The sequence below is a fragment of the Gilvibacter sp. genome (assembly GCF_013214815.1).
Lineage (GTDB): Bacteria > Bacteroidota > Bacteroidia > Flavobacteriales > Flavobacteriaceae > Gilvibacter.
Genome location: NZ_JABSPU010000004.1, coordinates 1 through 21,444 on the forward strand (window position 1 = coordinate 1; position 21,444 = coordinate 21,444).

13 protein-coding genes and 1 pseudogene are annotated in these 21,444 nt (G+C 43.9%); 12 read left to right on the forward strand and 2 right to left on the reverse strand.

What is annotated here, in order from left to right:
• Positions 1-687: TonB-dependent receptor plug domain-containing protein (locus tag HRT75_RS01480; RefSeq protein ID WP_291182237.1), on the reverse strand; the 687-nt coding region annotated here is incomplete at its 3' end.
• 143 nt (positions 688-830) lie between these two features.
• Here HRT75_RS01480 and uvrC point away from each other — a divergent pair.
• The 10 genes and pseudogenes from uvrC to HRT75_RS01530 all read left to right on the forward strand — a co-directional run bounded on the left by uvrC (position 831) and on the right by HRT75_RS01530 (position 15,665).
• Positions 831-2,627 carry an excinuclease ABC subunit UvrC gene (uvrC, locus tag HRT75_RS01485; protein ID WP_291182238.1) on the forward strand — a complete coding sequence of 599 codons (1,797 nt, stop codon included), beginning with the start codon at positions 831-833 and terminating at the stop codon, positions 2,625-2,627.
• A gap of 96 nt (positions 2,628-2,723) precedes the next feature.
• A complete protein-coding gene (locus tag HRT75_RS01490) occupies positions 2,724-4,856 on the forward strand; it encodes a patatin-like phospholipase family protein (protein WP_291182239.1) in 2,133 nt (710 codons plus the stop codon).
• Positions 4,857-5,200: 344 nt separating this feature from the next.
• Positions 5,201-6,355, forward strand: a pseudogene (locus tag HRT75_RS01495) (homogentisate 1,2-dioxygenase); the annotation flags it as partial.
• A 105-nt stretch (positions 6,356-6,460) separates the two neighbouring features.
• Positions 6,461-7,600 (forward strand): 4-hydroxyphenylpyruvate dioxygenase, encoded by a 1,140-nt coding sequence (hppD, locus tag HRT75_RS01500; RefSeq protein ID WP_291182311.1) that lies wholly within the window; start codon positions 6,461-6,463, stop codon positions 7,598-7,600.
• 103 nt (positions 7,601-7,703) lie between these two features.
• The gene (locus HRT75_RS01505) at positions 7,704-8,477 is read left to right on the forward strand and encodes a DUF3108 domain-containing protein (RefSeq protein ID WP_291182240.1); all 774 of its coding nucleotides are present in this window, start codon (positions 7,704-7,706) and stop codon (positions 8,475-8,477) included.
• A gap of 5 nt (positions 8,478-8,482) precedes the next feature.
• Positions 8,483-9,448, forward strand: a complete 966-nt coding sequence (locus HRT75_RS01510; protein ID WP_291182241.1) for a tryptophan 2,3-dioxygenase family protein — start codon at positions 8,483-8,485, stop codon at positions 9,446-9,448.
• Entirely contained in the window at positions 9,445-10,668 is a 1,224-nt protein-coding gene (locus HRT75_RS01515) for a peptidoglycan DD-metalloendopeptidase family protein (protein WP_291182242.1), read from the forward strand. Before HRT75_RS01510 ends, HRT75_RS01515 begins: the two co-directional genes overlap by 4 nt.
• Before the next feature lie 172 nt (positions 10,669-10,840).
• The gene (locus HRT75_RS01520; RefSeq protein ID WP_291182243.1) at positions 10,841-14,092 is read left to right on the forward strand and encodes a carboxypeptidase regulatory-like domain-containing protein; all 3,252 of its coding nucleotides are present in this window, start codon (positions 10,841-10,843) and stop codon (positions 14,090-14,092) included.
• 113 nt (positions 14,093-14,205) lie between these two features.
• On the forward strand, positions 14,206-14,649 hold the full coding sequence (locus HRT75_RS01525) for a hypothetical protein (RefSeq protein ID WP_291182244.1): 444 nt from the start codon (positions 14,206-14,208) through the stop codon (positions 14,647-14,649).
• A 662-nt stretch (positions 14,650-15,311) separates the two neighbouring features.
• Positions 15,312-15,665: a hypothetical protein gene (locus HRT75_RS01530; protein WP_291182245.1), complete on the forward strand. Its 354-nt coding sequence runs from the start codon at positions 15,312-15,314 to the stop codon at positions 15,663-15,665.
• Positions 15,666-15,847: 182 nt separating this feature from the next.
• On the opposite strand, the gene HRT75_RS01535 is transcribed toward HRT75_RS01530, so the two are convergent.
• Positions 15,848-16,900, reverse strand: coding sequence for an endonuclease/exonuclease/phosphatase family protein (locus tag HRT75_RS01535; RefSeq protein ID WP_291182246.1), 1,053 nt, complete (start codon positions 16,898-16,900; stop codon positions 15,848-15,850).
• 133 nt (positions 16,901-17,033) lie between these two features.
• On the opposite strand from HRT75_RS01535, the gene HRT75_RS01540 reads away from it, so the two are divergent.
• Positions 17,034-19,892 (forward strand): carboxypeptidase-like regulatory domain-containing protein, encoded by a 2,859-nt coding sequence (locus tag HRT75_RS01540; RefSeq protein WP_291182247.1) that lies wholly within the window; start codon positions 17,034-17,036, stop codon positions 19,890-19,892.
• Between the two features lie 29 nt (positions 19,893-19,921).
• Positions 19,922-21,355: a DUF5689 domain-containing protein gene (locus HRT75_RS01545; protein WP_291182248.1), complete on the forward strand. Its 1,434-nt coding sequence runs from the start codon at positions 19,922-19,924 to the stop codon at positions 21,353-21,355.
• Positions 21,356-21,444: the final 89 nt, after the last annotated feature.

Sequence of the window (21,444 nt, forward strand, 5' to 3'; positions counted from 1 at the left end):
GTCAATTCTATCTTTGGTGTTGAAGGCCACATAACCTGCAGTAGTAAAATCCCCGCGATTGGCCTCATAAGGGCCTTTGCCAAAGTCTATATTGCTCAAGGTCTCTGGGATTACAAAATGCAGATCGCTATAGCCTTGTCCGTGGGCGTGAGAGACCATATTGACAGGTAATCCATCAACGCTTAAGTTGATGTCTGTCCCGTGATCAATATCAAATCCGCGCAGGAAGATCTGCTCCGCTTTTCCACCTCCTGCGTGTTGACCGATGAATAGCCCAGGCACTCTTTGTAACAGTCTTTGGGAGGATTGTACCGGATTCAGTTTTAGGTCCACATCCACCATTTGCACGTCTAGGGGAACTCCAGGACTGATCACAATTTGATCCAGGGAAAGACGAGAAGGCTCCAAAGACCAAATATTGTCATCTTTTTGAATGAAATCCGTAGCTGTAAAACTCAAGGTTTCGTAACCAATGTGTGAAAATTGAATAGTATCAGTTTGCATTAGATCCGACAGTTCAAAGTATCCGTTGGCATCGGTATGGGTGTGGGTATTGTTGGTGGTATTGATCACCACAACATCTTGGAGCGGTATCGCTGTTGCATCTTGGATGGTTCCACTGAGGGATTGTGCTATAAGACTGAATCCCATCAGCAAAAAAGAAAAAAGCAATAGTGTGTTGCGCATGGCAAAGATTTTTGTCGGTTCTATTTTAGATACGCAAGCACTGCCACCTTGGATTTTAAATTGGACTGTTTTTTGAAAATGGAGGTTAAAAACTCTGCAGTAATGACAGCGGCAATATTGCAGACATCCTGTATCTTTGGGTTATGGATCAGGCTTCTGTAAAACTTCAAATTTCTACCCTTCCCGATGCTCCTGGCGTATATCAATATTATGATGAGGCGGGCAAATTGCTTTATGTGGGGAAGGCGAAGAATCTAAAGAAGCGGGTCTCTTCTTATTTTACCAAACAGCATGATAACGGTCGGATTCGGGTGATGGTCAGAAAGATCGTCCAGATCAAACACATTGTGGTGGAGACCGAAAGCGATGCTTTGCTTTTGGAAAATAATTTGATCAAGAATCAGCAGCCACGCTACAATGTTTTACTCAAAGACGACAAAACCTATCCGTGGATCTGTATCAAAAAAGAACGCTTCCCAAGAGTGTTCCCAACGCGTCGCGTGATCAAAGATGGCTCTGAGTACTTTGGTCCGTACACCAGCATGAAAACGGTGCATACCCTTTTGGATCTCATTAGAGGGCTGTATCCACTGCGCAACTGCAATTACGATCTGGCCCAAACCAAGATCGATGCGGGCAAATACAAGGTTTGTTTGGAATTTCACTTGGGCAATTGTTTGGGGCCTTGTGAGAACAAGTATTCAGAAGATCAATACAATCAGAATATCGATGCCATCCGCCAGATCATCAAAGGAAACTTTAAAGATTCCATAGGGCGATTTAAGCAGCAAATGAAAGATCACGCTGCCGCTATGGAGTTTGAGGACGCCCAACGGATCAAAGAAAAGCTCACCGTTTTAGAGAATTATCAGGCCAAATCGACTATAGTCAACCCAAAGATCAACAATGTTGATGTGTGTTCCATTGTTTCCGATGAGAGCTACGGTTATGTAAACTTTTTACAGCTTTCCTACGGTTCTATTGTGCGTTCGCACACCTTGGAGATGAAAAAGAAGTTGGATGAATCTGATGAAGAGCTGCTGAGTTTAGCCGTGGTAGAAATGCGACAGCGTTTTGATTCCCAAAGCAAGGAGATCTACCTGCCTTTTAAGTTGGATTTAGGCGATGATATCAAGGTGCATGTGCCTAAGATGGGCGATAAGAAACACATTTTGGATCTCTCCATCCGCAATGCGAAATACTACCGTATGGAGCGCTTTAAGCAGACCAAGATCACAGATCCAAACCGTCATGAGAATCGTATCATGGCCCAAATGAAAAAGGACTTGCGCCTTTCTGAAGAGCCGCGTCATATTGAGTGTTTTGACAACTCGAATATTCAAGGGACCAATCCAGTGGCTGCCTGTGTCGTCTTTAAAAACGGAAAGCCCAGCAAGCGCGATTACCGAAAATTCAACATTAAAACCGTAGTGGGTCCAGATGATTTTGCCTCTATGGAGGAGGTCGTCTATCGCCGTTATAAACGCTTGTTAGAAGAGGAACAACCCTTGCCGCAACTCATTGTCATTGATGGGGGAAAAGGACAGTTGTCCTCAGCACTAAAAGCGCTTGAGGCCTTAGATTTGCGTGGGAAGATCGCCATTGTAGGTATTGCCAAGCGTTTGGAAGAATTGTTTTTTCCAGACGATCCGATTCCCTTGTATTTGGACAAGAAGTCAGAGACGCTACGCATCATTCAACAGCTCAGAAATGAGGCCCACCGATTTGGGATCACCTTCCACCGTGACAAGCGCAGTAAAGAAGCTTTAGAAACTGAATTGGAGACCATTCCTGGTATTGGTGAGAAAACGGTGATCACTTTATTGCAACATTTTAAAAGCGCTAAGCGAGTTCGCAACGCAACCTTTGAAGAATTGGAGCAACTTGTAGGTGTAAGCAAGGCAAGTTTGATTGCCCGACATTTTAACATCACCCCCTAAATCATGCGACTGCGCGCTACTTTTCTTTTTATTCTTTTAATGCTGAGTGGCAGTTTAAAGGCCCACTAGCAACCCCTCGTCCTTTAAGCGGGCCTAGTGCTGCGTGGTGGTGGCGCCAAGGGTTTGGCACATATTGGAGCCCTCAAGGTGATTGAGGAATCCGGGATTCGCATTGATTATATTGGCGGTACCAGCATGGGCGCTATTATTGGAGGACTATATGCATCGGGCTATTCAGCTACACAGTTGGATTCCATTTTTAGGGCTCAGGACTTTGATAAACTCATTCAGGATGAATTGCCGCGAGATGCTCGAACCTTCTATGAAAAGGCCGATGCGGAAAAATATGCCATTACCCTTCCTTTTGATGGATTTAAAGTGGGAGTGCCTGCTTCCTTTTCTAAAGGGCAAAACGTGTATAATTTGCTTTGGCAACTTACCCAACATTTAGGTGGCGAAGTAGACTTCACCCAAATGCCCATTCCGTTTTTCTGTATGGCTACGGATGTAGAGTTGGGAACTCAAGTCATGTTAGAATCTGGGTATTTACCGCGTGCCTTGACGGCCAGTGGGGCCTTACCTTCCTTGTTTAGCCCAGTAGAATTAGACGGACGTGTTTTGATAGACGGAGGGGTGATCAACAACTATCCAGTAGATGAACTGCGCGCCAAAGGCATGGACATAATTATTGGGATCGATGTGCAAGATGAACTCCGTGACCGAGAGCAGTTGGCCTCGGCTTTGGACGTTTTGGTGCAGATCAACAATTTCAGGACCATTCAGGCCATGGATACCAAGATTCCAAAAACGGACATTTATATTAATCCGGCAATTGATGATTTTACCGTGGTCTCTTTTGATCGAGGCAATGCCATTGTGCAATCCGGTATTGATGCTGCTCTTGAACAGTTGGATGCTATGAAGGAATTGGCAGCTAAGCAGCAAAATCCTCCGCTGGAATACAAAGTGAATCAGCCTTCAGAAACACTAAAGATCAACCGCGTGGACATTAGCGGGAATGAAAAGTACACCCGCTCCTATGTTTTGGGGAAACTGCGATTAAAATCTCCGTCTGAGACCAGCTTTGCCAGCTTTAGTGATGGGGTAAAAAACTTAATGGCCACCGGGAATTTTCAGGCCATTGATTACGATTTTAATAAAACGCAGGACGACTCCACTCAGGTTTCCATCACCCTAAAAGAAAGTAAAAGTCGCATGCTCTTGCGTTTGGGGGCTCACTATGACAATTTGTACAAGAGTGCCGCGCTGGTCAATATGACCTTTAAGCGTGTTTTGACCAATAATGATATTGTTTCTTTGGACCTTATCGCTGGAGATAATATCCGCTACAATTTTGACTATTATGTAGACAAAGGTTACTACTGGAGTATTGGATTGCGGTCTTATTTGAACCAGTTTGAGACCAACGTGCCTCAAGAGTTGTTTTTAAACGATGTTATTGACCCGGGGACACTGAATAAGCTGGCTTTAGAATATTTTGAGTGGACCAATCAAGTCTATGTGCAGACGCTCATTGGTAATGCTTTTGCCTTTGGAGTTGGCGTGGAACACAAGCGGTTCAATCAGTTCAGTGACACTTTTGGGCTCACTCCAGGGGAATCGCGAACCTATTTTGATGAGACCGATTACGGCAGTTTGCTCGGGTTTTTGAAGTACGATACAAGAGACGATGTCTACTTCCCAACCAAAGGCTTCTTCTTTGAAGGCCAAATGAATGTGTATCTCACTGCATCTGGGAGAAACGATCGATTCAAGGAGTTTTCTATTGCTAAAGCTCGTTTGGGTGGCGCCAAGCGTTTTGGAGATTTTACCGTCTTTGTTGGGACAGAAGGCGGCTTTAAAATTGGAGATGACTCTACCCGTACCTTCGACTTCTTTTTAGGTGGCTACGGTTTTAGACAGACGGGTAACTTGATGCCTTTTATTGGCCTGGAACCTTTGAGTTTTAGAGGAGACACTTATTTAAAGGCAGACCTGCGCTTAGACTATGAACTCTTTGCCAAAAACCACCTCTTTGGCGTGGTCAATATTGCCAATATTGGCAATAATCTATTTACCAATAACCAGTGGATTGACGGTATTGATTACTCCGGATACGGACTGGGTTATGGTTTTGAAACCTTTGCCGGACCACTACAACTCATCTACAGTTATTCTCCAGAAGTGGCGGAAAGCAATTGGTATGTGTCCCTAGGATTTTGGTTTTGATAACCTGAATTGAACAGTAGAAGATCTGTTGCGTTTTTAAATTACTTCAAAAGCAAACACTTCGTTTTACTTTTCAATTTCAACGTAGCGCTGCTATGCTGAAATTGAGGCAGCAATTGCTTTTTTTGTACTTTAAATCCTCACTACGACATTCTACCGCCCAATTCAGGGGGAATTTCTGTCCGAACGAAGCTTATTTTTTCGATATTTGTGTAATGGCATTCAAACGCAATAACAGGCTGTTTTTTAAGCTACGAGACAGGCTCAAGCGCAATCCGGAATAAGGAATTGTACGGCCCGTAGGGGTATAGCCTAACTCTTTACTAACGTAACAATTCAAACAGATGCCTTTTTATCATTCTTTAGGGAAGATCCCACATAAGCGACACACCCAGTTTCGCAAACCAGACGGCACGCTTTATGCCGAACAGCTCTTTGGTACCATTGGCTTTGACGGAATGTCCAGCAATTTGTACCACGAGCACCGACCGACTCAGGTCAAATCCATTGACAATCAATACAGCGTTGCCCCCAAAGTGGCACGTGAGAACAATATGCAATCCTTGCGTTTACACGGATTCAAAGTGCCACCAACCGCGGACTATTTGGAAAGCCGCAAGATCATCTTGACCAACAGCGATTGCAACATCATTTTAGCGGCTCCAACGGAATCTCAAAAAGATTATTTCTACAAGAATACTGATGCCGATGAGCTCATCTTCATCCACAGAGGAAGCGGAAAGCTCCGGACCCATATGGGGAATCTCGATTTTAAATACGGAGATTATCTGCTCGTACCTCGCGGAATTATTTACAAAATTGAATTTGACACTGATGATAACCGCTTGTTCATTGTAGAATCTTACCGCCCAATTTACACGCCCAAGCGCTATCGCAATTGGTTTGGGCAGTTATTGGAACATTCTCCTTTCTGTGAACGTGATCTCCGCCGTCCGCAGGAATTGGAAACACACGACCAGAAAGGCGATTTCTTGATCAAGATCAAAAAGCAAAACGACATTTTTGATATGGTCTATGCCACGCATCCCTTTGATGTGGTGGGTTATGACGGATACAACTATCCATACGCCTTTTCTATTCACGATTTTGAACCCATAACGGGACGCATCCACCAGCCGCCTCCAGTGCATCAGACCTTTGAGACGGACGCTTTTGTGGTGTGTTCTTTTGTGCCAAGACTGTACGATTACCATCCGCAGAGCATACCAGCACCCTACAATCACAGTAACATTGACAGTGATGAGGTGCTCTATTATGTAGATGGTGATTTTATGAGTCGAAACGATATAGATGCTGGACACATCTCCTTGCACCCTGCCGGAATTCCTCACGGACCGCATCCGGGAGCAACAGAGCGCAGCTTTGGACAAGTTAAAACAGATGAACTGGCCGTAATGGTTGACACTTTTAAACCTTTAAAGGTGACCGAAGAAGCCATGAAGATCGCAGACAACGATTACTTTAAGTCATGGTTGGAGTTAGACATAAATACATACTGTCTACGCATTGTAGGGCGATGTGGTAAGGACCGCTTTTTCTTATCAAGCCTTTATTTATTTACATCACCCTTAAAACTAAAAACAATGATTACAGATAATACATCACAAGCTTTAGAGAAAATTGTACCTCAAGCCGATGACTTTTTGCCACTATTAGGAACCGATTTTGTAGAACTCTATGTAGGTAACGCCAAGCAGGCTGCTTTTTATTACGAGCACGCCTGGGGCTTTACGCCAATTGCTTACAGCGGATTGGAAACCGGAAACAAGGACACTGTGTCTTATGTTTTGCAACAAGACAAAATTCGTTTGGTACTGACCTCGCCGCTAAAACCGGGAGGCCCGATCAACCAGCACATCAACGATCACGGAGATGGTGTAAAGGTTGTTGCCCTTTGGGTAGACGATGCTAAAAAGAGCTTTGAAGAAACGGTAAAGCGCGGTGCAGAGCCTTATATGGAGCCTACCGCCAGAGAAGATGCCAATGGAAAAGTGGTGCTTTCTGGTATTCACACTTATGGAGAGACCGTTCACGTATTTGTCGAGCGCTCTGCCTATGACGGACCATTTTTGCCAGGTTACAAAGCTTGGGATAAGCCAGTGACTGCTAAGAATGTTGGGCTCAAGTATATTGACCACATGGTTGGAAATGTAGGTTGGAATGAGATGAACAAATGGTGTGAATTCTACGCCAAAGTGATGGGCTTTGCCCAATTGGTCTCTTTTGATGACAACGATATTTCTACAGAATACACCGCCTTGATGAGTAAGGTGATGTCTAACGGAAACGGTCGAATTAAATTCCCGATCAACGAACCTGCCGAAGGCCGCAAGAAATCTCAGATCGAGGAGTATATTGACTTCTACAACGGTGCTGGAGTGCAGCATATCGCAGTAGCTACAGACAACATTATTGAAACTGTGGGGCAATTGCGTGACAATGGGGTAGAGTTCCTCTACGTGCCAGAGACCTATTACGATACCGTTTTGGACCGAGTGGGAGAGATAGACGAGGACCTAGAACCGCTTAAGGAATTGGGTGTGCTTATTGACCGAGATGATGAAGGCTATTTGCTGCAGATCTTTACAAAACCGGTTTTGGACCGTCCAACGATGTTCTTTGAGATCATTCAACGCAAGGGAGCTCAGTCCTTTGGGAAAGGAAATTTCAAGGCACTTTTTGAGGCTATTGAACGTGAACAAGAAGCCCGTGGAACCTTATAAAAACGCTAAATAATAGTTAAAGGCGGATTTGCTATCCGCCTTTTTCCTACTTTTTGGAATGGAACTTGTACTCCCCCTATAAAACACATAACGCCCACCTACTATGAAACGCATATTAACCCTAGTCTTACTGCTTGCCGTCAGTGCCAGTATTGCCCAGTCTAAAAAGGCTTATGGCGATGGCGAATGGTTCCGTTTTAGGATACATTACGGCCTGATCACCGCCGGTTATGCTACCCTGGAAGTTGATGAGGAAACCCTCAATGGGAAATCTGTGTATCATGTCAAAGGCGAAGGGCGCACCACGGGAGTGACCAAGTTATTCTTCAACGTAGAGGATTATTACGAATCCTATATTGATACCGATAAAGACATTCCGTATCGATTCATTAGAAAGATCGATGAAGGCGGACACACCAAAGACATTCAGATCGATTTTGATCACGAGACTAATCAGGCGTTGGTCTTCAATAAAAAACACAACAATAAAGAGACCTTGAGTTTCCCTAAAGATGCTCAGGACATGGTATCGGCCTTTTACTATTTGCGCAACCGTTTGGATGTGTCTAATATGAAAGAAGGCGATGTGACGGAGATGAATATGTTCTTTGATAAGGAGAACTATAAATTCCGTCTGAAATTCCTCTACAGAGAAACGCTTAAAACCAAATTTGGAAAAGTGCCGTGTATGGTCTTTAGACCTTATGTGCAAGCTGGGCGTGTCTTTAAAGAGAAGGAAAGTCTCACCGTTTGGGTCTCCGATGATGACAACCGCATTCCGGTGCGTATCAAAGCGAGTTTGGCCGTTGGCAATCTCAAAGCCGACCTTGTGGAATTCAAAGGTTTAAAGCACTCTTTTAAATTACAAGTAGATTAACGTCTATGGATGATCAACTAAACAACCAACTCCAGAAATTAGAAGAGAAATTCAAAAACTCCGGACAGGACATGAAGTCTTATCTGGGTGGCTTGCTTTACGATCGTTACCTGACCTATTGGGATTATATCCACTTGGACACTTTATTGAGTTTGCAGATTCCTCGGACGTATTTTCCAGACGAGGAGATCTTTATTGGCTATCACCAGATCACCGAACTCTACTTTAAGCTCATCATTCATGAGCAGAAGCAGATCATTGACGATAAGCTTCAGCAGGCGGAATTCTTTATCAAAAAATTGGAGCGCATCAACAGATACTTTAGAATTTTGATCGATTCCTTTGATGTGATGATTCGTGGGATGGAAAAGGAGCAGTTCTTGAAGTTCCGCATGTCGCTGCTACCTGCGAGCGGATTTCAATCGGCCCAATACCGCATGATCGAATTCTACAGCACACCTATGGAAAACTTGGTTCACGTGTCAGTTCGAGAGGATTACTCTGAAGCAGATTCTATAGAGGATATGTACGAACAGATCTACTGGAAACGCGGTGCCACCGATCTGGAAACCAAAAACAAGACCCTTACCTTAAAGCAGTTCGAATTTCGCTATACGCCGCGTTTTATTCGAATCATGAATGAGGTCAAAGGGCAAACGTTGTATCACAAATACTTAGCCTTACCCGAAGGCGAAAAAAATAACCCGGCCCTGATAAACGAATTACGAAAATTTGACGTTAACGCTAATGTCAATTGGTTGCTAATGCACATGGGTGCTGCCTTTAGGTACCTGCACAAAGAGGGCAAAACGGTCTTGGCAACCGGAGGAACCAATTGGAAAGATTTTCTTCCACCAAGTTTTCATAAAATCCATTATTTTCCCAATCTTTGGACTCCCGAAGAAAAGGAGAATTGGGGGCGTGAGTGGATGACTCATGCTTATAACAGCGCAAAAACCAAACAACATTGAAAAAATTATTGTGGCTGAGCATAGTACTTGGACTGTGCTGGGCTTGTGAAAAGGAGAAACCAGTAGAAGAAGTTGCCACCATCGTAGAGGCTCCCAAGATAGAAGAGGCCTACGGATTTATCCTCAACGATTTTAATGTAGTACGCGATACGGTTCGCAATGGCGACACCTTTGGTGTAATTATGGACAATCACCACGTTCCTGCTGCAAAGGTTTATAGCGCTGTGGAAGCGGTAAAGGACAGCTTTGATGTGCGTCGGATCAATTCCGGTAAGCCCTATGTGGTACTCAATTCTAAAGATAGTTTAAACACCGCCCAAGTTTTCATCTACGAAAACAGTAAGATAGAATATACTGTTGTTGACTTGCGCGACAGCATTGCCAAGGCCTATCACGGTCGCAAACCGTTAACTGTAGTTGAAAAGACTGCTTTTGGAGTGATCAATAGCTCTCTTTCTGAGGCTTTAGATGAAGCGGGAATCAGCCCAGTGATGACCGACAAACTAGCGAGCATCTACGCCTGGACCATCAACTTCTTTGCCTTGCAAAAAGGAGATCGTTTTAAAGTGGTTTACACAGAACGTTATATCAATGATTCTATTCCTGCGGGAATTGATGAGGTGAAAGCCGCTTATTTTGAACATAAGGGAACTCCACTGCTCGCCTTTAGTTTTGTGGAGAATAAAGACCTTGGGCTGGATTATTATGATGAAGAGGCTAACAACTTGCGTCGCGCCTTTTTAAAATCCCCCATTCGTTTTAATTACCGAATCTCAAGCAGATATAACCTCAGAAGACGTATTACATATTATGGCAACCAAGTTAGACCACACCGCGGAACCGACTTTGCAGCGCCTGTTGGCACCCCGATCATTGCTACTGCGGATGGAACAGTAACAGAATCCACAAGACGCGGGGGTAATGGGAAGTACGTAAAGATCAAACACAACAGTACCTATTCTACGCAATACCTGCACATGAAGGCTCAAAATGTTAAGGTTGGAGACTTTGTGAGACAAGGCGATGTGATCGGTTGGGTCGGCATGACGGGTAATACCGGAGGGCCTCATGTTTGCTATCGTTTTTGGAAAAACGGGGAGCAAGTAGATCCTTTTAAACAAGACTTACCCGCCTCTAAGCCTTTGGCAGACTCCCTGAGGCCACAATACTTCGAATACATCAAGCCATTGAAGGAGCAACTTGATTGTATAATTTTTTAGGAATTTCTTAAAAACGGTTAATAATTATCTGATAGTTAATGATTTCTATCAGATTATCTACGGTATTAAGCTGTATCTTAAGAAAGTATCAAAAAGTGCTTATTTAACCTTAAGGTAATGTTAAAAGTGCGCACTTAGTAATACTTTTGTACCAATCAAAATTAACTGTTTTATGAGAAAAATTACTTTCTATTTAACCGTGGCTTGTTTGTTGCTCGGTGCAAGTGCATTTGCGCAAGGGGTAACTACAGGGGGCATGAACGGTCGTGTCCTTGACACCAATGCCGAACCTCTCTTTGGAGCTAATGTGGTTGCTGTCCACACTCCAACAGGGACAACTTACGGTGCGATAACCGATTATGACGGTTTTTATCGTATCTCTAACATGAGAGCAGGTGGTCCTTACACTGTGACTATCTCTTACGTAGGATTTGAAGACTTCACCAGAAACGGAGTGTTCTTGCAACTAGGTAACTCACAAAAAATCAGTGTAAACCTTGCTGAGTCTACTTCTGCACTTGACGAGGTTGTGATCGTTGCACAGCGAAACAACGTTTTCGACTCTAAGAAAACGGGAACAGCTACCACAGTAACCTCTAGAGACATTGCAACACTACCTGCGGTTACTCGTTCTATCGCTGACTTCGCTCGTGTGACTCCGCAAGCACAGCTTACGGAAGGGAACGACGGATTCTCTATCTCTCTTGCAGGTCAAAACAACCGTTACAACGCGATCTACATTGATGGTGCTGTAAACAACGACGTTTTTGGTCTTGCAGGATCAGGTACTAACGGAGGTCAAACTGGAGTTAACCCATTCTCTGTGGATGCGGTTGAATCTTTCCAGATCAACATTGCTCCGTTTGATGTACGTCAATCTGGTTTCTCCGGAGGTTCCATCAACGCCATTACGCGTTCTGGTACCAATGAAGTTCAAGGATCTGCTTACTTCTACCTACGTAACCAAAGCCTAGCTGGAAAAACTCCAACGGGTCTAGTAGAAGAAGGTGAAGCTCGCGAAAGCCTTGACGATTTCTCTGCTCAGCTTTACGGAGTTCGTGTGGGTGGTCCAATCATCAAGGACAAATTGTTCTACTTCATCAACTATGAGCGTCAGGATGAGGAAACTCCTCAGCCATTCAACTTCAGCCAGTATGAAGGACGTTCTTCTTTGGAAGACTTGAACGGTTTGGTAAATTTCTTGCGTTCTACTTACGGGTATGACCCAGGAATCTTTGACGCTAACACGCGTACTTTGACTTCTGACAAGATTACTGCTAAGTTAGACTACAACTTGAACAACGCGAACAAGTTTACTTTGCGTCACTCTTATGTGAAGGCAGACAACTTGGAAGCACGTAACTCAAACCCATTCCGTATCGGATTCATCAACGGTTCTGAGGAGTTCATTACCACCACTAACTCTACTGCTTTTGAGTGGCGTTATTCTGGAACCAACGTAGCAAACAACTTGGTTATTGGTTATACTACGGTACGTGATGACCGTGATCCTTCTGGTAATCCATTCCCAACTGTAGACATTCAGGATGGAAACGGTACTATCTCTTTTGGATCTGAGCCATTCTCTACTGCGAACTTGTTGAATACAGATGTATTTACTATCAACAACAACTTCGAGATCTATTCAGGGCGTCACACCATTACCTTGGGTGCGAACTTTGAATACGCTAAAGTGAAGAACTTGTTCTTCGCCTTTAACTTTGGTGACTATACTTTTGAAGACGAGTTTGATGACAACGGAGTGCTTATCTCTAGTGGATTGGAGCGTTTCTTGACTGGTCAGCAGGCTGATGTTTACCAACACGGATATTCTCTATTGGGTAACGGTGCTGTAGGTGATGATTCTGCAGGTGCTGCTGAATTCTCAGCTTCTCAGCTAGGATTCTACGCTCAAGACGATTTCCAAGCAACTGATAACTTGAAAGTGACTTTCGGTCTTCGTGTTGATGTTCCTTACTGGGAAGATGGATTGGCCAATGATGACTTTAACAACCGTACCATTCCATTATTGGAAGCGGCTGGAAAAGATCTTCAAGGAGCTCGTGTAGGACAGACCATTCGCGCTAACCCATTGTTTGCTCCACGTCTTGGATTCAACTGGGATGTAAACGGAGAAAGCAAAACTCAGGTTCGTGGTGGTATTGGAGTATTTACTTCAAGACTTCCATTGGTATGGCCCGGTGGAACTTACAACAACAACGGTATCACTGGTGGATTTAACTTTGAGTTTGGACAGGACTTTGAGCCAGACGTAAACAACCAGTTTGAAGATCCAGCTCCAGGTTCTGGAGGTGTTGGTGGAAACATTGACCTTATTGCAGAGAACTTCAAATTGCCACAGGTAATGAAGTACAATATCGCAGTAGATCAGAAGCTTCCTTTCTGGGGACTTATCGCAACTGCCGATTTCTTGTATACTGATGTAATTAGTGACATTCTTTATCAGAACCTTAACCTAAAAGGCCCAACAGGAACTTTGAATGGAGCTGATAACCGTCCTACATACGATCGTCGTGATGAGATCGATGATACTTACGGACGTATCATCCTAGCTTCTAATACGAGTCTTGGACACGCTTATAACGTAACTGCGACTATCCGCAAGCCGTTTGAGAATGGATTCCAAGGACAAGTATCTTGGTCTTATGGAGATTCCTTCAAAGTATTTGACGGGACTTCTTCTCAGAACTCTTCTCAGTGGAGAAACCGTCAGACGGTAAGAGGAAAGAACGGAGACCTAACGGTTGATGCTCGTTCTGATTTCTCTTTAGGACACCGTATTACATCTAATGCGTCTTACGAGATCTCTTGGAATGAGAACGTGAAGACTACTATTGGATTCTTCTATGAAGGTGTTCAAGGAAACCCATTCAGTTATACTTACCGTGAAGGACGTGACCTATTGAATGATGACTCACGTGACAACGCGCTTATCTACGTTCCTGCTAACCAAGGTGAGATCAACCTAGTTGATCAATCTGCAGACGGAGGTCTTACAAGTGCTGAGCAGTGGGCCGCTCTTGATGCGTTCATTGAAGGTGATGACTACTTGCGTTCACGCAGAGGTCAGTACGCTGAGCGTAACGGAGACCGCGGACCATGGAGCCACGTTATTGACTTCAAATTGTTGCAAGACTTTAGCTTGAAGATCGGACAAACAAAGCACACCTTCCAGGCGTCTTTGGATATCTTCAACTTCACCAACTTGTTGAACAAAGACTGGGGTCAGCGTAACTTCGTACCAGGAAACGTTGGATTGTTAACTACAGTAACTGCAGGACCAGATCCAGCCTTTACTTTCGATCCTACTCAGTTTGACGAAGGAGTTCGTGTAATTGATGACTTCGGATTGCAATCTTCAAGATGGCAAATGCAGCTTGGATTGCGTTACCTATTCAACTAAGCCGAATAGGTTAAGCAAAACAGCTTAAACAAATATTTAACCCTGCAGTGAACTGTGTTCTACTGCAGGGTTATTTTTTATGTCTTACCTTTGTGTAAACAACTTCAATAATCATGTACACCACCGTTCAGTTTTTACATTCATATTGGGCCTATTTAGTCGTTCTTGTAGTCTTTTTAGCGACTTTTAACGCACTACTCGGCTTTTTTAGCAAACGCGATTACGGCGCAAAGGATTTTAGAATCTCTTTGTTTGCATTGATCGTTACTCACATTCAACTATTGATCGGATTGGTGCTTTATTTTGTTTCTCCTTTAGGTTTGAAGTCCATTAGCGCTAACGGTATGGGAACCGTGATGAAAGACTCTGTATTGCGCTTAAATGCAGTGGAACATCCAACAGTAATGTTGATCGTTGTCGCCTTAATCACAATCGGATATTCAAAGCACAAGAAGAAATTGGTCTCTAGACCCAAATTCAAGACTTTGATGATCTTCTATACCCTTGCGTTTGTGTTGCTTTTGAGCCGTATTCCTTGGGGACAGTGGTTTGATTAACTTTTTGGCGCATGCTGCTGCGCAGCACCGGGCTTTCCACACTACATGGTAGTTTGTTGCAATCCCTTGCGCGGGGAGTTATAAATAGTTTTGAAGCTAGTCACGGCATTCAAAGCTAGGTCATTTCACCTTTTTCTCTTTCTTTTTTGCATTGCCCAAATTACTGAATGAACAATGTCCCGTGGACATTGTGATTGAAGTACCGCAAAAACTCTAGCCTTTCCCGAACATGATTTTTCTCGCTTGCATTATGTAGAATTTATGCAAGCTCAAAAACCGAATTGTTCGGCTAAAAACGGTCCAAGGCTTCCCGTTTTCTTAACGCCTTACAATTACTATAAATCGGTGCCGGCGGTATTATAGTTTGTTCTGATGCTTTATTTGCCCCTTCTGCGTAGCGTCTGTAGGTGAGCAAAGATCGGTTAGATTGTAGCAACTGAGTTGCTACTTCAGATTTTGCGAACGGTTTTACGCGTAGATTACAGTGAGTTAAGAAATCGGAGCGTAAAAACAGACTTTGAAGGGGCTAGACCTTTTGGTCACTTTTGCGGCAATGGGAAAAGTGACATAAAAAAGGTTTTCGGTACTCACCGAGAAAATCAAAGACTCGCTAGAAGTCTCGGTAAAAAGAACTATTTTTAGTTCAATATTCAATAAGTTGGATGAGTCATAAAATTAACATTCATGACTCGGGCACGATTGTTAAAATCCAGCCTGGGATTTATAAAGTATATGCGCTTGGAGGGTGGAAAGTACGTCTTGGCGCATTCTCCATGTCGTTAATTGATCAAACGACCGGAAATGAGATCACTTCAAAACAAGTAAAGTTTGGACTACAAGACCGTCGTCATGGAGTCAAAGCAAAGCAAATTGCAACCATAAGTGTACCCGAATGGCATGAATATGAAATAAGATTCATTAATCCAGAGGATGTTCAAGTTTATCATTCACCGCTCTTCCCGGGCTTGTTTGATAAACCTCTTGATAATAAACAGTTAGAGGTAAACTTCGGCTAAACCTGTCTCTTCGCACGTTTATTTCTGCGATTGCGGTGGTACCTTCCGTTTCTGGTGAAGAAGGTCACGAAGCCCCAAATGAGGCAAATGGCCCCAATGAGTAGAAAGATCTCTTGAGCTTCTGATGGAATATTCATACCTATAAGGTACAAAATCTTTTATGAATAAGGAGCTAAGTAGCTCTAATTCATCTCCTTAATCAAATAAACCAAAACAGGAAAGTGGTCTGAATAACCACCGGTAAAACCTCCGTTGGCAAAAGACCGGTACGGATAGCCTTTGTATCGTCCTCTTGGGTTTGAGAGATAAGCCTTGTTGTAGATCTCCGCCTTGTAGTAGCGGTAGCTGCTGTAGTCCTCTTCCAACAGTGCATCAGAAAGAATGATCTGATCAAAAAGGTTCCAACCGTCGCGATACGCTAAGGTTCCCAGACCTTTTTTGAACATGGCTTCCATAGGATTGTACAGTTCCTTTGGCCCAACCTTGTCTCTATCTGCTTTGGCACCCAAAGCCTTCTTGACACTTTTGTTGGTTGGATCGTCATTGAGGTCACCCATGGTGATGATTTTCGCATAAGGATCTGCGCTATGCAAAGAGTCTATAATACTTTTGTTGAGCTCGGCAGCTTGCACACGCTTGTAACGGCTGCGCGCCTCTCCACCAGATCTAGATGGCCAGTGGTTTACAATAACATGGATCAAGTCGCCATCAAGCATTCCAGAAACCACCAATTGATCACGGGTATAGATGCGCTTGTCGCGATCTTCGTTGTCATAGATCAGTAATGGAATCGCCTCGTAGTTTGTAGGAGTGAACAAAGCTTTTTGGTAAAGCAGCGCCACATCGATCCCACGACGGTCCGGAGAATCAAATTGAATGATACCGTAATCATAAGGCAATAGCTCTGGCTGGTTCACCAAGTCTTCTAAAACCTTGCGGTTTTCTGTTTCTGCTACACCAATTAGTGCCGGAGCAGTACCGGTAACATCGCGGCCCACATCGGCAATAACCTTAGCCATATTGGCCAATTTAGCGGCGTAAATCTCCTCGGTCCAGTGGTCGCGTCCCTCTGGCGTACGGTCATCGTCATAAGTGATCGGGTCATCTTCCGTATCAAAGAGGTTCTCTACGTTGTAAAAGGCAATGGTATTAACCTTATATGATTTCTGTCCCTGAGCCACCATCGCTGTGGTAATCAAGCAAATAAGGCCAAAGACAATAGATCTGAATTTCATCCTGTGCTGCAATATTATGTTTATGTAAAGGGCTAAACAAAAGCCGAGCCAAAAGTAGTTATTCTCAGCAAAAGACGTAGTTTTGTGCGCGATTAATTAACTATTTAATAATTAAACTCAACTACTAAACAGCATGAAGAAATTCTTTGCCACCCTGTGTCTTGTTTTGATCTGCGGATTTGCTGCAGCACAGACACAAGTAACAGGTGTTGTTGTTGATACCGATTCCAGTGAGCCTATTGAAGAAGCTCGACTTCTCATTAAGGGAACCACACTGGGAGACCTCACCGATGAGACGGGTAGTTTTCAGATCGACGATCCGAACCTGCCGCTTGGGGAACAAGTCTTAGTGGTATCAAAAAAGGGGTATCTTACCCAGCAACTGCCCATCACGATTCAAAGTGGGCAAACCGTAAACATCGATCGTATTTTGATGGAGATTGACCTCACTGAGGTGGAAGCGCAAATTGGAATCATCAGTCTTTCTGATAACCAATTGGATGATGAAAGCAGCTCTGCTTACAACATCTCCGGGCTACTCCAAGCATCAAACGACGTGTTTTTGAACGCAGCAGCCTTTGATTTTAGTGCCACCTTCTTTAGACCTCGCGGCTATGATAACGCCAACGGGAAGGTACTGATCAACGGTATTGAAATGAACAAACAATTCAACGGACGCCCACAGTGGTCTAACTGGGGAGGTCTTAATGACGCTCAGCGTAACCGCGAGTTTACTATGGGAATCAAAGCCAACGAATACCAATTTGGTGACTTGGCTGGGGTGAACAACATTGTAATGCGTGCCAGCCAATACAGACAAGGTGGACGTGTGTCTTACGCCATGGCCAACAGATCATATGCTGGTCGTATTATGGGATCCTACAACAGTGGGGTGAACCAGAACGGTTGGGCTTACAGTATCTTATTGTCGCGTCGTTTTGGAGATGAAGGATATATCCACGGTACTTTTTACGATGCCAATTCCTTCTTTGCATCCGTAGAGAAAAAGATCAACGACAATCACAGCTTGAACTTCTCAGCACTTTATACACCAAACCGTAGAGGACGTTCGGCCCCAGTGACTCGTGAGATCCGCGACCTTAAAGGAATCCGTTACAACCCTAACTGGGGAGATCAAAACGGAGAGCGTCGCAACAGCCGTGTTCGTGATATTGAAGAGCCGGTGATCATGTTAAACCACTACTGGAACATCGGGGAGAATACTACTCTGAACACTAACGTAGCCTATCAGTTTGGAAAGATCGGAAACAGCCGAATCGACAACGGAGGTACGCGTTTGGTAGAGTTCAATGGGCAAGAGGCTTACTTAGGTGGAGCGCGTAACCCTAACGCTGACTACTACCAAAACTTGCCGAGCTTCTTCTTGCAAGATGCAAGCCCAACAGCACAGGATTATCAAAACGCCTTTTTGGCTCGTCAGAGTTTTGTGAACGGCGGTCAATTGGACTGGACAGCACTTTATCGCGCAAATGAGATCTCTGTGGCTAACGGTGGAAACGCCATCTACGTATTGCAGGAAGATCGCACAGACGATACGCAGTTTACAGCGAATACTATTTTAAGCACCCAGCTTACAGAGAACATTACCCTTAACGGATCTTTGAACTACCGAAACCTAAAGAGTGAGAACTTTGCAGAAGTAAAGGATCTTTTAGGCGCTAACGGATACTTAGATGTAGACTTCTTTGCCGGAGATGATTCTAACACAGACATCGGGCTTAGAGCGCAGTCGGACTTAGCGAATCCAAACCGTTTAGCGGGTCTTGGAGATCGTTATAAGTACAACTACGAGATCAATGCTGATGTGATCACTGGATTTGCTCAGGCACAGTTCAAGTACAATAAGGTAGACTTCTTTGTGGGAGCCAATATCGGTTCTACCAGCTACCAACGTACGGGACTTTTTGAAAACGGAAACTACCCGGGAGCGAGCTCATTGGGAGACAGTGAAAAAGTGAACTTTAATACTTACGGTGTTAAAGGAGGATTGACCTATAAAGTTACCGGGCGTCACTTGATCGACTTGAACGGAGCTTATTTCACTAACGCACCTAGCATAAGAAACACTTTTGCTAATGCACGTCAGAACAACATTATCTCAGATGGAATCGAAGAGGTGAAGATCCAAACTGCGGACTTGAGCTATATCTATCGCTCACCGATTGTAAAAGGACGTATTACTGGATTCTACACACAAGTACAAGACGGATCTGACATCGGATTCTTCTTTACAGAGAACCAATTCGGCGCTACATCTTCTGCCTTTACGCAGGAGGTAACTACCGGAATCGATCAACGTCACTTGGGTGTTGAACTTGGAGTTGAAGCCCAGCTTACTCCAACAGTAAAGGTTAAGGCTGCTGCTTCAGTTGGTCAGTACATCTTTACCAACAATCCAAACGTGTCTTACTACAGTGATGACTTTATTGATCCTTCAACAGGATTGCCATCATTGGAGCCATTCACCATTGGAGATGGAACGGCGAAGCTAGAGAACTACCACGTAGCGGGTGGTCCTGAGCGTGCATACCAGATCGGTTTTGAGTACCGTGATCCAGATTTCTGGTGGGTAGGATTGACAACCAACTACTTTAGCAATGCTTATGTAGATGCCAGTACGCTTCGTAGAACAGACGCCTTTACTCAGGATGTTGATGGATTGACCTTCAACGATTACGATCCAGAAGTAGCGCGCGGTTTGTTGCAACAAGAGCAGCTGGACGATTACTTCCTAGTAAACGTAGTAGGAGGTAAATCTTGGAAAATCGGAGACTATTTTGTTGGGTTCTTTGCAACGATCAACAACGTCTTGGACCAGGAATACATCACTGGTGGATTTGAGCAATCTCGATTGGCCAACTACCGCGATGTATTAGATGATCAGAACAATGCAGGTGGTCCTGTATTCGGAAACCGTTACTTCTTTGGTAATGGGACAACATACTATCTCAACTTATATTTACGATTTTAATAGCTTTTAAAAAATTAATCATGAAAATCATGAATCTATATAAACTAATGGCCGTGCTACTTTTTGTAGCCGTTGGATTCTCCTGTGTTCAGGACGATGAATTTGACCTGCCGAACACCTCCATTGATATTGTTGAGGTAGACGGAACTGTAATTACTTTGGATGCCCTTAGAGGTATCTTTGAACAAGCTGTTGCTGATGGCGATAGCGAAGTGACTTTTGATGCCGATGACAACTTGGTTGTAGAAGGATATGTAGTATCTAGCGACGAAGGTGGAAACTGGTTTGAGGAAATTGTTATTCAAGACAAAGCTGAAAACCCAACTACTGGTGTGAAGGTATTGGTAGATGTGAACCCACTATTTACTCGTTTTGAAAAAGGACGTAAGATCTTAGTGAAGCTAGACGGATTGACTCTAGCGGTAACTAACGGAGTACTTGGACTTGGATTGGGTGGAGGAGACTTCATCGACAAATTGCCTCCATCGGTATTGGTAGGTGAAGGATCTGATGAGAACCTGTGGAGAATCTTCAGAACAGAAGAGGTTGCCACTATCGTTCCTCGTGAGACTACTTTGGCTGAGATCAGCGCTTCTGGTGATGACTCTGCTTTAGAGAACGTATACATCCGCATTAGCGATGTACAGTTCAACAGAAACGATGTATTGGGTGATAACCCATTGACCTTTGCTGCGGAGCCAACAGATGAGTTTGACGGTGACCGTACCCTAGAAGGATGTGAAGGAGGTTCTATCATTGTACAGACTTCTACTTTCGCAGACTTTAAAGCACTATTGTTGCCAAACGGACGTGGATCAATTGACGGGATCCTTTCTCGTGACTTCTTTGATGATTTCTACACCCTAGTGATCAACGAGCCAGCTGACGTTGCCTTTGGAGACGTTTCTGAGCGTTGTGATCCTGATTTCACAGCTTGTACTGGTCCTTCAGGAGGTGGTTCTGCTTTCTTTAGCGAGGATTTTGAAGGAATCGGTAGTCTTGCTGATCTAGTAGCTGCTGGATGGACTAACGTAAACACTGTTGGTGGAAGCACCGAGTGGGTATTGGGTACTTTTAGCGGAAACAACTACGCACAAATCACTGCATTCTCTTCTGGAGAAGACACTATTGAGTCTTGGTTAGTAACTCCTGGAATTGACATGGATGGAACTACTGCAGAAGAATTGATGTTTGACGTTCAAGCAAACTTTGACAACGGTACTGTATTGAGCGTATTGTTCTCAAATAACTTTACTGGAGACCCAACTACAGCAGACTGGAACCTCTTGGATGCTTCAATCCCAGTTGGTCCTTCTGGTGGATTCGGAAGCTTTGAAGCTGTTGGTCCTGTAAACGTATCTTGTTTAGAAGGAACTGTACACTTTGCATTCTTGTACACCGGATCTGAATCTGGAGCTTCTACACGTTACCACGTAGATAACGTAGAAGTGACTGGAATCTAAGAACGATTTTATATACACTGATGAACCCGCCTGGAAACAGGCGGGTTTTTTGTTTTAAACCTTTTAGGATTCTGGGAGTCAACTATATA